Here is a 13,541-nt window from a genome sequence, read left to right as displayed (position 1 = left end):
GTGAGTTTGAAGCATTCTTTCTTGCCTCTATTTAATTGACGAACGGTATATAAAAAAATCGACATACCCTAGAAAATATTTCAATAAAATAATCTATATCTTTATATAGAGCGATCTTCCGCAGGTTTGCTTTTCAAAATTTCACTTTCAGCTCATTTAATAGCAAATTTCAATCGCTGTGTTTGTATTGAACTAACGTTTCCCGTTAGTTCAATAATTAGCTATTCAACCCACTTCGGTATTTGACGCCTAAAATATTTCCCAACCTTCTCTAACTCATCCATTACGCGCTTTATTTTATCTTCTTCTAGAAACCAGTTCTCTTTAGTTGTCCCTGATTTATCAATGATTGGACTAACAAAAAAAACAGTCTCTCTAGGAAAATGAAATTGATAAGTTAGTAGTGCTCTTCGTGCATGATAATTTTTACAGACCAATATAATTTTTTTAGGTTGAATCCCTTGTTGCTGTAATACTTCCAAAGAGAAACGAGCATTTTCAAAAGTATTCGTTGCTTTATCTTCTTTAAGTATTGCTTTTGGATCAATCCCTAACGACACACCAACATTTCGTAGATATTCCCATTCGGTTGTTTCTACATATGGGGTGGAACCTCCAGAAGGTAATATATAGGAAGAGAGCCCTTGATGATATAAGGTTGCGGCTCTTTCCATTAACTGAGGTTGACTTGCGCCTGGGATTAAAATAACATCTGCCTGTCCGATCTTAGTTTCGAAAAACATAAAATCACTAATGCAATCAAATGGAAAAGACATAGTGAACCTCCTTACAGATTTCACATATGTATTCGCCATCGTCCCCCACCATCCTGCCCATTAGTCGAACAAAGGCAGCCGATCCACGTTGGGCGGCTGCCTTCTTGTTTTTATTGAGCTATCGTTTCCCGTTAGCTTAATCTCATTTGTTCTTCATATAGTTGGCTTCAATTTTCCCGGCGCTATAATACTTACTTCTACATATAATACTTACTTCTATCTTCTAGCACAGGTTCAACTTCAAATGGACCGGGTATAGCCACATATTTATACTCTGCGTTATGACCGCTATATGGACGCACCTTATACTTATCTGGGTTCTTATTTAGATAATTCTTCACATAAGGGATACATGGGTGATCTACGAAGATCGCACTTTTTTCCAAGCCCTTTTCATCAATTAAATAATCCATAATTCCATAGACTGAAGAATACTTAAGGCTTCGTAATCTACGATCTTTTCGGCACCGAAAGTCATGAGGCTGTTCCTTTCTCTTAAAATACTCCTCAATGCTTTGTCCGTATTTCACTTCGAACTCATTATATTCCAAAAACCTATCATGTCTACTTGGGGGTTGGTTCACATCTTGCTGAGAAACCGGTATCTTCGGTAGTCGGTATTTTTTTGTGTGATCGAATAAGTACTCTTTATGTCGTCCAAGCAGCGGCAATTGAGCATTAAGTAGACACTGAATCTCGCTTGGCACATCCAGCTTATCAATATGCTCAAGAATAGACTGCGGCAAATTGAGATCATTCTGATCAAATCTATGCAATACCTCATCGAGTTCTATATTTATAGTGTGTAGTCCTTTTGTTACGAGTCGTGCAATATGGTCGGGGATATCCAATTCTTTTTGAAAGTGGGTTCTCCCGAGGCTGATCGAACAACTAGCACGTAAGTCTCTGAGAATAAACTCATAGCGTAATGACTTGCCACAAAGACATGTTACACGATCGCTGACCTCACCATGGTCGATAAAACCTTCAAAAGCATAGCGTTCAGTCCCTTTGTGCGAAGCGAGCACATTCGCAAAGTAAGATTTTTGAGACAGTTTTGAAAATACCTGCAGTGCGTTTTTTTGGGGTTGAGTAAGTTTAAGTATAATTTTATGTCTTTCTTGAGAAGTCAGATACATGGTTGTTCCTCTCCCATCTCTTTTGGCCCAATTGGCTTGAAGGCTACTATATACCTTTTTTTCTTTCTTGAAAAGATATATGGAAACCACTTTTTTTCACACGCTTTTTCGATGGAAAATAAGAATTTTGTTCGAAAATAAACGGATAACCGTCGATATCACCTCTACGAAATTTATGAAAAATCACATAAACTCTTGGCCTAAGCATGGACAAGACCCGTTAGTTTAATAAAAGGGCGTCTACTGCCGACGATGAAATCATATCGGGAATGTAACAATGTTCTTGTCATCGGTGGGGAATGTTATCAAGTTCTTGTCATTGTGTTTTGACAAGAACTTGATAACATAAATATAAAAAGCCGCATAATCAGCAGCTTCTAATGTAACTATGTTTTTGTCACCCGACATATATATCAGCATTTGCTAATAAGCGTGTGTTAATAAAACCGCTTCTTGAAGAGGTGTTAAAATAGTTTTATTTATTGCTATCAACAATAAAATTATATATTTTTTTTACAGCTTTGATTGCATCTGCGGATAAATCCTCAAGTTTATGGGTGTGCGAAATAACTTTTCTGCAAAAAGCCAACTTATCTGATATGGTTCCAGAAGGTGCTGAGTATGCCCCTTTTCTTTTTTTGTTGAGAAGATTATTTTCAATAAAAGAACCTAAATACTCATCTTTATAATCTGCTTCCACAACGTTACGCCGAAATTTTAATTCATCGATACCTTTCTTTTCATATTCAGTTAAAACCTTTAAAAGGACCTCTTTACTTACTAAGTTTTCAATTTCCCTTACTGGTAAACAAAAATAATTTTTTCCAAGTCTTTTTTTTAATTTCTTTTGGCGTTCAAGTTTTTGTTCACTGTCTTTATCTGTTATTAGAAATAATCTATTACAAATTCTATCAACATTCATTGTTCTGTATTTTTGATCATTACTAACAGTATCATCATCTAAAAATGACCAATGAGTAATATTGCCACCACTGTATTCAACGAATGAATAATGCAAGTCTTCTTTATAATCTGTTTGTAAAGATTTCATGTAGAGCCCAAGATAATGTCTCAGATAATATCTATCAGTAATACCTTCTACCCAAATTGTGCAATTTGCTAAAAAAATTGATGAGTTCCTAACCCCTATCATTTCCAATATACTTTTATCTTCGTTACTTGTATTCTCCACAATGAAGTTTGCAGTAACCTCACGTTGGGAAGACTCCTCACTGTTAAAATGCTTTCTGAATTTATAAATTGATATCTGTTCGATATCTAGTGTTAGGTCTAAGAAATGATTAGAATGTGTAGTTATAAAGTATTGAAAGTTCTTAAAACCCATAAAGGTTTCAATTAGTTTCCTTTGTAAGCCTGGGTGCATATATAATTCCGGCTCCTCAATAAAAACTAGCAAGTTTTCATTCTTATTAATAAATAAGGGGAAAGTTAATATAATTATTGATTGAATACCATCTCCAAGACTATAAATTGGGCGCTCTTTCTCTTTTCCTATTTTGACGTTTAATACGTCAGAATTAATAGCTGGTATAAGAGCCACTTCTTGTCCATCAAAAAAAGTTTCACCTAAAAAAATCTGGAAATCGGCTATCTTTTCTCTCTCTTCTAAATTACCTAGAAGAAGATCTCTTACTTTTTTATACATCTCAAGACCAGTAAATACAGTATCCGTATTATGCAAATTTGGGAAGTAATCTTTTACGGTACGTTTGGAGTAATAATCGGTCTCATCAGAAAATGGCCTTAATCCTCTCAATGTTGGGATATAGACCTTTCTAAAATTAAAAACATCTGGAACGTCACCAATGATTTTTTCCAGTTTCTCTTTATATTCACTTCCAAATTCATTGATTTCAGTGGCTATTTTCTTTGTATCATAAGAAGTAGTCCAACCACCTCTATTATGAGTTACTGGTTGATCTGACTTCATATAAATACTATTATTAATATTTTGAACAAAATCTTTTATATACCGATCATTTTCTATAATATTCTCTACAGAATCTATCTTCTGTGAACCTTCAATTATCCCACCGTAATCTGAGATATGATATTGATTTATAAGATAGTTTAGTTCGGTCTTATAATTATTGATTAAAATATTTAGTGATTTGATCGTTTCAGTGCAATAGGGTTTGAAAACATAAGGCGATTGCAAGAAAAGATTTCTAATGAAGCGACTCTTTCCCGAGTTGTTTGCCCCCACAAATAAATTGATTTTCGATAGGTGTTCTAATTCATTTTCCGATTGTCCATATATCTCATAATTACTACATATGCTATCTTCTAAAATAAGATCTTTAATAAGATAATTCATATTCTAGTCTTCCCTTTTATATAATTTTAACTGCTTCAGGAAATTATTCATTTTAACACTCGCAAAAAGACTAATCGAGGATAATTATACCATTTTATTTATCACTCTCCTTCTCTTTTAAATAAAAAAAGCCGCTGATAGCAGCTTTTACATTATGGTTAATCTATAATTGTATCTGTTAGTTAGTTATTAGTTATAGTTTAAACTCTGAAAGCAAACTTACATTGTACTTGTTGTCAGGATTGATGGCATAAACACGTACTGTTTTTTTGTTGAAATCATACATTAATGAGATAGCAGGCACATTGACGTGATATGTACCATCTCCATTGTCGGTGATCGCACTCGCATGGAAAGAATCAGGGTAGAAAGGAGCATCGAAGTCTAAGTGCATTAAAATCCCGATGTTGTCCTTATTGTACTTTGTATGCAGAACGTTAGCTACCTCGCCCATAACTTTGTGTGGATACTCTGGGCCAGTAGAGATTAAAGCTTTCATTTGACTTAGGTCTTCAACGTAAACACCTACATTGAAGAAACCGTTGGTGTTAGATACTGTTAAATATCTGAGGTCATAAATTTGTTTGCTGTAGGAAACAGTTGAAAAATAAGAGTTAAGATAATTCGTAATCTCATCATCAGTAGCGTTATTGACTTGGGGAACTTGTGGTTTAACTGGTTGCGGCTGTGTTGTTGCTCCTTGGACAGAAAAGTTTCTAATCTCGATCAGATTACCTTTAATTCCGAGATAAGAACCAGTGGATTCGCTGATAAATCTAAGCGGAACAAACACGCTACCATCAACTATTTGCGCAGGAACATCAAGCTTAATAGGAATCCCATTTACATACGCAGTTTTACTGCCAACAGTGAGAACAATGTGCTTTCCGTTTTTAGTGCCGGTGATCTGTTTCTTCTGTTGGTTCCATTGTACAGAGATACCAAGCTCTTTAAATATTGGTTTGAATTGAACCAAAGTAACCCCACTCTTCACGACTGGGTTCTGGTCAAATAAAACGGCTTGCCCGTTAACGGTTACATTTTTACGAGCATCAGCGCTAACAACGCTAGAAGATATTGCAAACAAGATAGCAGCTGTAGCAATAGCTATTTTCATTTTCATAAGTAACATTCTCCTTTTACCTTCTGGAATCAATCGTAGGTCCTTACTAAAATAAAGGTTATTATAAATCCTCTATTTGAATCCGCCTTATCTTTTCGTGTTTCGTGCCTCGATGAAGCAATTTACCATTCTCCTTCTCATTAAAACAAAAAACAGTCCGACTGTTCACCTATTTTTGGTAATGAAATGTGCATTAATGATTTTTGTTTTGTCTTGGATACGGTTATATCTTATATACTTGGGGTCATCAGGAGACAATCCTGAACTCTTAAATACTCCTACGAATCTATAGCGATTTATTCCTAAATTGTCTTTATAATTCGCAAAGACCGCTCTTTCCTTATTTAAGCTTAAATCATCATCAATAAGTGCAATTCTTTCTTCCTCAGTTTGATTTTCCTGAGACTCATCGATATAGGACCAGTCATCAGCCAAAATATTTAACCATCCTCTTGCCGGAGACTTAATTTCCCCATCAATCTTAACAGCTAGCTTTGGACACCAAATCCAAAGTGTATCCGTCACTCTAAAACCGCTTCTTTGAAATCCCTTAAATTTTTTTCCGAATATTGTATTAGCTATGTCGGTGATATTTTTAAACGATACATCATCATAAATAGTAAGGTAATCTTGCTGCTTAATTTGATCTAGTTCCTCTTCATATGTCAACCACTTTAATTGCTTACTAGAAGCCTTCTCCTGGATGATTGATATGACCTCACTAATTCGATAATTTATCGATTTTATCGATTGAGATGCATCTATTCTTAGACAGATGAAGTCAGAGTTAGAATCTTCATTAACAGCAGCGATTATTTCATCCAATCTGAGGTTATCTGCTTCTTGATTTTTTAGATGGTATGCTTCATCTACTTCAATTGCTATCTGAAGCTGCGGAAAGTATAGATCCATTAGAGCGTGTTTACCATTCTTGAGTTTTACATATTGCTGACTAACAGGTTTCAGTTCCATATTATCAATTTTGTGCCAGATTGCATTGATAATATAGTTTTCATAATCCTTTCTTTTTGTACGTGATAAAGTTTTTACTAAATAATCGCGTTTCTCCATACCCTCCACCCTTTCTACCTTTATAATCCTTAATATCTCTTTATACCATGGTTCTCCTTCAGTTCCAGATAGGGGTTTGAACAATACAAACATGATAAGAGTTTATTATTGCAGCCTCTTTGGTTTACTTTACATATTCCTCCTTGATGTATTCAGTGTATTTATCGGTTGAAGTGTACAAAAAAAAGAGCCCTTCAGCTCTCAAAATATCCGCAATTTCACGTTTTAGGTATTTAGCAAGGTATACCTCGAAATTGGACTATACTCTGTCTCCACGGCTCATGATTATCCATTCATATCATTTTTGTTCAAGTAGCGGTGATCCGATTTTTCAGTATAATATGATCCATTGACATGATCATAATTAAAGCCGCTTTCCAGTAGGATTCTTCTAATTTTTTTTCTGTAGGGATTGGTAACTAAGATTGTCGCCTCTATTCTTCTACCAATCCCTTCATTAAAGTATAGGTCGATAAAAAGTTGTATGGCTGTCTTTGCATTTCTATTGCCGGCATATTTATCAAACACCAAAATACCAAGTTCATAGGTTTCATTTCCTCTATGTGTTAACGTGATATCACCGATATAAGAACCATCTTCAATAAATAATTCATAACAATGGTTTGGAGACTTACACCGCTGCGATGGATTGCCATTCTCTATTCTTTGCAGCTCTTGTTCAATCTCTTCTTGGGATCTGAAAATTTCGCCATAACTTTCTACATTATTAACAACAAAATCAATATGTTTTTTTGTCCAGACGGCGTTAATGTTTCTTACAATTCTCATGATCTTCTCCTTGTTTTTTTCTTTTATTGGCTGGATCTCCATCCTCAATTTCTTCTCTGTTTCTTCTACCATATAATATAAATTCTCATGTCTGAATTTAAATTTGAACCAGTAACACGAATCTTTTGTTTTCTAGTTCAACTTTATCCAACAGAGACATCTCAAAAAAATTATTTGTTATTGTTCTCAATTATAGCATCAGGGCACGACAAAGAGACTGCAATAAAATATTGCAATCTCCTTGTCCAGCAGTTTTATACCAAACGGTTTCACATTAATAGTATATTCAAATAAGTCTGTTTTATTCGATTTCGGCCTCCATGGTTTCCCGGCAATCTCCACACATTATATTTACTTCTTTAGTGGATCGGACAGATACACCACATACGGGGCATATCCATTTTATGCTGTTGCTTTTTTTCTTTTTAGGAAGAGTATCTTCTTCATCTAATTCACTATCATTTTCATGTTTGTAATTCCCATACGTATCTCGAGCAAGCGTGAAAACAGTCCGATCGATACTAAACGTTTCTGCAAGCGACTTTACTTCATCAGATAAATTTGTGGCATACCACCCTTTTCGTTTATCGGGGCTATTTGTTTTGAAGTAAAGACCGTATTTCAAACCAATCTCTTTAAACCTGTTATTATGGTACTCCCCATTCCTGGATGTATCCTTAATATGATTAACCATACAAAATAAGTGAATCATTTGATGTAAAATAATATGAATCGTTTCCAGATATCCTATATTCAAATATTCTGCAGCGATGTTGATTTCGTACTTCTTAATATCCCCTTCTTTATTACGCCATATTGGAACATTCGTGAACCAACCTTTTGTAGATCGTTTTCCTCCGGACTGAATTGTAATTGCCGGCTCAGGCAGCTGATTATTAAAAATCGAAGAATTTAAAGCGTGAAAGGCATTATGTAGCTCCTCCGTGACTTTCTTTATATTTGTATCATTCATCTTTTAACAACCTCTTGACGTGAAAATTTGGTTATAATTTAGTATATATTTTTGAGTATTAATATTCAAAAATATAATATGGGTATTTGTTCCTAGTCACTTTATCCCATTTTTCGACTTTCAATTGCTAGACTGGTATGGTATTATATTCATCAAGGAAATATTTAAACCTCTGAACAACATACTAAAATTGAATATAAAAAAAGCCATCAAGTTCAGGCGGTTTTAAGAAGTTACCAGCTTCTTAAGCAGCTCATCCGATTTGGAAGATCGGGAACAGGCCAACTCAATGACTTTCTTAACGTTATATACGTTAATTATACCAAATTTGTCTTAGTGAATCAAGGTATAAGCGAAAGGATCATTGAGGGATTCTTGCTACATACTGGAGTCTACCAAGCCCTGTCTCTCTCCGTTATCGGATGGATGCAGGGCTTTTATATTTCCTTTCAAGCTTCCCTGTCTGAAGACAGTAAAAAACCTAGCTTACCAGGCTAGGTCGGAATTATCAGCTATTTTACCATTTACCACCAACGTTGATTCGGATCTACCAAATCCGTTCAACACTGTTGTTCTAAGTTACCAGCTTAGAGCAACAAAGCATCAAAGCAACAAAACAATTAAATAATACTATCAAAAGCACATGAAGCATTTTTTCGAAAAAATGAACTTTCATGGGCCTGCTTTCTTATTGTCTATTATCTCTTCTGCTTGAGATTATATCAAGCATTTGGAAGGTTTTCAATAAGAAATTTAATACTATAGCCCTTCTTTCGACAATATTCTACATACGCAGCACCTATATTTGAGGGTTATACAAGATTCACCACGATACTGGTATTCTTAGAGTTTTGTTTCGGCAGCTCTCTATTGAATCATAGATGAAATTGAGTAACTAACTTCATATACTGGCGTTTGATTCATTTTTCAAAAAAATGACTATCAAAGGCTTAGTTTCCTATTGTCTTTTTTAAGGTAACTAAGGACCTCAGATTCGCCATCTGCGTGGTTTTGCTTAAGATGTGACAGGAGAACACGTAAAAAACTGTCCGTGGTACGGGAGGAAGATCTATGCCAAGCGTATCACTATTGTCGGGGGTTGCCACTTGTGGCCATTGACGCTAAACCAGCGTTCGTGAAGCTCCATTAGTCCCCGTCTACCTTCATGTCGCGATGACAGTTAGCAAGGCCGGGGACAAGCATAGGCAATACGAAGAGCATTCCAATACCGTGTGACTCCATGGTGGAATGCGACCGTTCCGAATAGTACGTAGTAAATTACCGATTGAACCTTGCTGGAAACCGTTCAAGGGAGGTAAGACTACGGTTTGAGAAGTAACTGTAAAAGCTGTGGTAGCGGATCGTCACATAGGAACCGTAAGCGATCCGGAGCTGAGACTCCATAAAGCAGTTGGCGCTTTTTTAGCGCGTGGGTAGAAACAATTCCGGCAACCAGTCGCCGTTTCTTTAGTACTGGTCCCTTTTTTCTACCATCACCTTATCCCGAGAGGCGGCCATCGATGCTGCTTTTTTATTTATCACCTTTCTCGGGATAAGGTGAATTGTGTCCACTTAACCCAAAAACCATTCTTGAAAAAGAATGTTCAACTTAATCGAACTCCAATTCGCCTTAACGTAGGGGTGGGCGTGGGGAGTTATGTTTTTATAAAGTGAAACGCATAGCGTTTCTACCTTTTATCACGGGGTTGTGGATAGACAGGAAAATCCACTCATTTATCCACATATATGATATTTGTATTTTGTTCTTAGTGGATATTTACATATCAAAATTAGATAGATTAGGCAATGAAGTTTGGGTTGAGGGAGTCCCCTGGTAGGAGTAGCAATACACATGAAAGTTTGGAGAGAAGATAAAATTTGATCAATTTTTTTTTGAATAGACTTTGTTTAGCAGCAGATGATCTGTTGTCAAAAACCAACGAACTAGAAGGATTCCTCTTCTCTCCAATCATGCTTATTGCGGTGATTAATTGAGATCATGGAGATTGTTCTTTTGGAAGAAGCACCTAGTAGTCAGTCCGGATCCAGAACAAAGCCGGTGGCCTCTCCTCCCCTATGCATGCTCTGAAGCAGCGATCGATAAAGAATGCCGACAGCAGCTCCAGGAAGAAGCACCTGGTAGTCAGTTCGGATCCAGAACAAAGCCGGTGGTCTCTCCTCCTCTATGCATGCTCTGAAGCAGCGATAAAGAGGTCGGGTAGCTCTACCAGAAGAAAGCATCAATTAGCCATGACCCAAACTCGAGTAACACATTAAGTTGTTTTTTTCTTGAAGCGCTTCGATTGGAATTCCAGATCCGATGGGGTTTTGTGATCTGCAGGAGTGGTGCTTAATGTACGAAATTCATGTTCCTTCAAATAGTTATGAAATTCATCAACACTTAAATTACTGAAATAATCTGATTCGAATTCCAAATTCACAATCTTTATATTATTTTTATCCTTTTTCAGATCAGAGCCTCCTCTCTTATATGCGGACTTTCATCATTGGCATTAAGGAAGTTAAAAGGTGCTATGTCATTGTTGTGTTCTTTCTTTTTCTTGCATCTTAACGGATTTTTCTTAGCTATACAGCTTCAAGGTAGGTGTTCTTTTTTTACTCAATGATTTCTTTCTAATTTTTAAACCGTTATCTTCAGCAGTTTTTCGTATTGCTTTGATGAGTTCTTCAGCCTTTTTTTCGTTGATCTTCATTACAACATCCCTCCCATATCATCATTATGGACATGGAAAAAAAGATGCATACCTCTCCCCTACTCGATCATAGATATTAATTAAGTCCGCAACACACTAACACTGTTGCAGAGGAATTTCTGCCTGGAGGGGTAACAATGATAAGAGAAAGGCAAGAGAGAAGTGATAAGAAGTGTCCGGCTGCACCATACATTAGTGACTCGTCTTATGAACAAATCGCGCGAATTGGTTATGTTTGTGATTTACCACTAAAGGCTGTTGGGGAATTATTAGCTCGAGAAGGATTGAAATCAAAGGACCTTATCGATGTAATTAAACTAAACTTTCGCAGGGACTTCATTGTTGACGATTATCAAATTTGTATCGGCCATCAAGAAAACAGACCATTTCGAATGAACTTTACCGGTGATAAGAAGAGACTGGCGATGAGATTTTATAAATTTGAACATGAGCGTTTCGCGGCACTTGCTTATGCCTTAGATTGTTCTGTTCAAATGGCAATAGGATATGTTATCGAAACATCACTTACTCGTAAAAACATTCTTTTGACTGTACTAGGTAAGGGTATCATTCGTGAGCTCAATCAATCTCGGATTGAACAACTCAGAGAAATCTGCAGATTCTTAGATCAGCGGAGCCCCGATGTATATATTACGCTTCCAGTTGTTATGGCCCATATACTAAATAGCAGCTTAATTGATCAGAAGAAAATCACTAAGACAATTGCTGAATGGACTCATACGTAAATATTCAAAGCTCCAATAGACTAGTCATAGTTCCATACTCAATTCCTAGTCTATAATCAAGACCTGACAATGTTAACGGCAAGGGCAATTATTGGTGTAAGAATATAAAATGAACTGTAGCTAAGTGTGCCTCTGTCGCCGATATGGTCTATATTGCTCTTCATTTTTACGAAGAGAATCTTTTACGTCTCAATTTGCGTCAAATTGCCACATTATGAGACTATTTGTCTCCAGAAAAAAGAAAAACCCTTATTATATCAAGGGTTCTCGTTTTTGCCTCTATTTGTCTCTATGTGCGTCATGATGACTCGCCTTCTGACTTTTTTCCTTGTTCATCCATTTCCAAACGTAGCCGGCTCTCATAATGATCCCGTATATATTGTTTCACAAATAATTGCCTTTTTAGACCATCTTCTTCTTTTCGAAATAAACTTACCTTCTTCATGCGTTCGGAAGCCGGCATTTCAGCCCATTTATTTAATGCTTCTAATTCAAGTTCGCTGTTTATTCTATGATCAGTAATCCGCTCAGTAATTCTTTGCTGCCGCTGTTCTAATCGTGCTCCTTCATTCAGTTGCTGTAATTCTGTAATTTTATCTGTGATCGTTGCTGCTTGTTCTTCAAAAGCATTACTTAATAATTTTGTTTGATCTTCGGTTGATAGAACTCTTTGTTCTTCCATTATTTTAATAATCGTTGCTCCAATTTGTTCTTCAAGCAGATGAGTAAACTCACTGCTTTGAAGGAACCTTTTCATTTGATCGGCTGGCTCAAGGTCCGTGCTTGTTGCTTGCATATTATCAGGTAAAGGCCGTAACTCAAATGGTGGTTTATCAGCCAACAAATTGAATATGCCCTCTTTGTTCCAGCCTTCTTCTCTCATTGATTTAATGAATTTACCAACCTTCAGATCTAATGCATCGTAAACTCTTTTACCATCTGCTGCACGCGCTACATAATGAATGCCTTTAGATTCCAAAGTTTTAAACCAATCATTGGTCGTTGTATAATGCATATCTATTTCGTTAGCAAACTCTGCAAGTTGCCAGAATTCCTTGTCACTCATTAACTCATCTCCATTCACAACTAGTCTATAAATAGTACAAAGTCTATATATATCCTATGTCTACTAGTCTATTAATAACAAATAGTCTATATATATTCAAGGGCTAATAGTCTATTCATATTGAGTAGCCTACTCATTGTAAACTATTAATCTACTAGTAATATTTATGGTAGTCTATCAATACTCTATATTGATGGGTATTCCTTTAATCAAGAACCCCTAATTTATATGCATTCATAGTCTATTAATAGCCAGTAGATTACTAATACTCTATTATCGATAAATTAATAGAGTATTTATTCGGATTGTATTGCATTGAATAGGTGGAAAATGGTATATTTTCATTAGAGACATTTTGTCTCAATTTGCTACACAATCTTTTGTGTTGAGTGTTTATCGCTAATGCTTTATAAGGAGGCTTGAATGTGTCTGGAAATGGTTACATAAGTGTTCAAGAAATTTGTAAAAACATCATGAAAGGTATTAATCTTGATATCTTTTATCTCATTCGCCAAAATCAAGGCATTTTCAAATCAGAAATTATAAGACATTTTCAACAATATGATTCTGCTCCAAAGGTGGCTGTATCCAAATATCGCCATAAGGTGGATATTGGGATCGCTACTCTTACCGGTGCTCGGTTCATTGAGTCCAGAGATGGTGGGAGAATTGATCAATTTTTTCTTACGAAATATGGGGAAGAGGCAGCGGAATTCCTGGGTGAACTAATAGAAAACGATCCGTCGATCATGTTCGGAAGTATCATTGTAAATGCTGTTAGTAAAGAAGATACGGAGGTATAAGAT

Annotated in this window: 12 protein-coding genes; 2 read left to right on the top strand and 10 right to left on the bottom strand. The window is 36.0% G+C overall.

What is annotated here, in order from left to right:
* Window positions 1–221 precede the first annotated feature (221 nt).
* The 9 genes from ACQKPA_RS30880 to ACQKPA_RS30840 form a co-directional block, all read right to left on the bottom strand.
* Window positions 222–776 (bottom strand): YdcF family protein, encoded by a 555-nt coding sequence (locus ACQKPA_RS30880; RefSeq protein WP_427496188.1) that lies wholly within the window; start codon window positions 774–776, stop codon window positions 222–224.
* Window positions 777–973: 197 nt separating this feature from the next.
* Window positions 974–1,915, bottom strand: a complete 942-nt coding sequence (locus ACQKPA_RS30875; protein WP_427496187.1) for a hypothetical protein — start codon at window positions 1,913–1,915, stop codon at window positions 974–976.
* Window positions 1,916–2,390: 475 nt separating this feature from the next.
* Complete coding sequence (locus ACQKPA_RS30870; protein ID WP_427496186.1) at window positions 2,391–4,253, bottom strand: AAA family ATPase; 1,863 nt, start codon at window positions 4,251–4,253, stop codon at window positions 2,391–2,393.
* A 193-nt stretch (window positions 4,254–4,446) separates the two neighbouring features.
* A complete protein-coding gene (locus ACQKPA_RS30865; protein ID WP_427496185.1) occupies window positions 4,447–5,376 on the bottom strand; it encodes a copper amine oxidase N-terminal domain-containing protein in 930 nt (309 codons plus the stop codon).
* Window positions 5,377–5,541: 165 nt separating this feature from the next.
* A complete protein-coding gene (locus ACQKPA_RS30860; protein ID WP_427496184.1) occupies window positions 5,542–6,447 on the bottom strand; it encodes an AbaSI family restriction endonuclease in 906 nt (301 codons plus the stop codon).
* Window positions 6,448–6,732: 285 nt separating this feature from the next.
* Window positions 6,733–7,236, bottom strand: coding sequence for a GNAT family N-acetyltransferase (locus ACQKPA_RS30855; RefSeq protein ID WP_427496183.1), 504 nt, complete (start codon window positions 7,234–7,236; stop codon window positions 6,733–6,735).
* Between the two features lie 301 nt (window positions 7,237–7,537).
* A complete protein-coding gene (locus tag ACQKPA_RS30850; protein WP_427496182.1) occupies window positions 7,538–8,209 on the bottom strand; it encodes a SprT-like domain-containing protein in 672 nt (223 codons plus the stop codon).
* Window positions 8,210–10,243: 2,034 nt separating this feature from the next.
* Window positions 10,244–10,372 (bottom strand): hypothetical protein, encoded by a 129-nt coding sequence (locus ACQKPA_RS30845; protein ID WP_427496181.1) that lies wholly within the window; start codon window positions 10,370–10,372, stop codon window positions 10,244–10,246.
* A gap of 419 nt (window positions 10,373–10,791) precedes the next feature.
* Window positions 10,792–10,923: a hypothetical protein gene (locus ACQKPA_RS30840; protein ID WP_427496180.1), complete on the bottom strand. Its 132-nt coding sequence runs from the start codon at window positions 10,921–10,923 to the stop codon at window positions 10,792–10,794.
* 137 nt (window positions 10,924–11,060) lie between these two features.
* Between ACQKPA_RS30840 and ACQKPA_RS30835 the strand changes: the two genes are divergently transcribed.
* Window positions 11,061–11,669 carry a hypothetical protein gene (locus ACQKPA_RS30835; protein WP_427496179.1) on the top strand — a complete coding sequence of 203 codons (609 nt, stop codon included), beginning with the start codon at window positions 11,061–11,063 and terminating at the stop codon, window positions 11,667–11,669.
* Window positions 11,670–11,967: 298 nt separating this feature from the next.
* Here ACQKPA_RS30835 and ACQKPA_RS30830 read toward each other — a convergent pair whose 3' ends face one another.
* Window positions 11,968–12,735, bottom strand: a complete 768-nt coding sequence (locus ACQKPA_RS30830) for a hypothetical protein (RefSeq protein WP_427496178.1) — start codon at window positions 12,733–12,735, stop codon at window positions 11,968–11,970.
* Between the two features lie 425 nt (window positions 12,736–13,160).
* On the opposite strand from ACQKPA_RS30830, the gene ACQKPA_RS30825 reads away from it, so the two are divergent.
* Complete coding sequence (locus ACQKPA_RS30825; protein WP_427496177.1) at window positions 13,161–13,538, top strand: hypothetical protein; 378 nt, start codon at window positions 13,161–13,163, stop codon at window positions 13,536–13,538.
* The last annotated feature ends 3 nt before the right edge of the window (window positions 13,539–13,541 follow it).

The sequence above is a fragment of the Paenibacillus sp. NPDC093718 genome (assembly GCF_050279985.1).
Classification (GTDB): domain Bacteria; phylum Bacillota; class Bacilli; order Paenibacillales; family Paenibacillaceae; genus Paenibacillus_AQ.
The sequence above is the reverse complement of the archived record's forward strand: the minus strand, read 5'-3'. Positions and strand labels throughout refer to the sequence as shown.

Coding starts and splice junctions, on each gene's coding strand:
- ACQKPA_RS30880 (WP_427496188.1), bottom strand. CDS start 776: ATGTCTTTTCCATTTGATTGCATTAGTGATTTTATGTTTTTCGAAACT.
- ACQKPA_RS30840 (WP_427496180.1), bottom strand. CDS start 10,923: ATGAAGATCAACGAAAAAAAGGCTGAAGAACTCATCAAAGCAATACGA.
- ACQKPA_RS30875 (WP_427496187.1), bottom strand. CDS start 1,915: ATGTATCTGACTTCTCAAGAAAGACATAAAATTATACTTAAACTTACT.
- ACQKPA_RS30870 (WP_427496186.1), bottom strand. CDS start 4,253: ATGAATTATCTTATTAAAGATCTTATTTTAGAAGATAGCATATGTAGT.
- ACQKPA_RS30865 (WP_427496185.1), bottom strand. CDS start 5,376: ATGAAAATGAAAATAGCTATTGCTACAGCTGCTATCTTGTTTGCAATA.
- ACQKPA_RS30835 (WP_427496179.1), top strand. CDS start 11,061: ATGATAAGAGAAAGGCAAGAGAGAAGTGATAAGAAGTGTCCGGCTGCA.
- ACQKPA_RS30860 (WP_427496184.1), bottom strand. CDS start 6,447: ATGGAGAAACGCGATTATTTAGTAAAAACTTTATCACGTACAAAAAGA.
- ACQKPA_RS30830 (WP_427496178.1), bottom strand. CDS start 12,735: ATGAGTGACAAGGAATTCTGGCAACTTGCAGAGTTTGCTAACGAAATA.
- ACQKPA_RS30850 (WP_427496182.1), bottom strand. CDS start 8,209: ATGAATGATACAAATATAAAGAAAGTCACGGAGGAGCTACATAATGCC.
- ACQKPA_RS30855 (WP_427496183.1), bottom strand. CDS start 7,236: ATGAGAATTGTAAGAAACATTAACGCCGTCTGGACAAAAAAACATATT.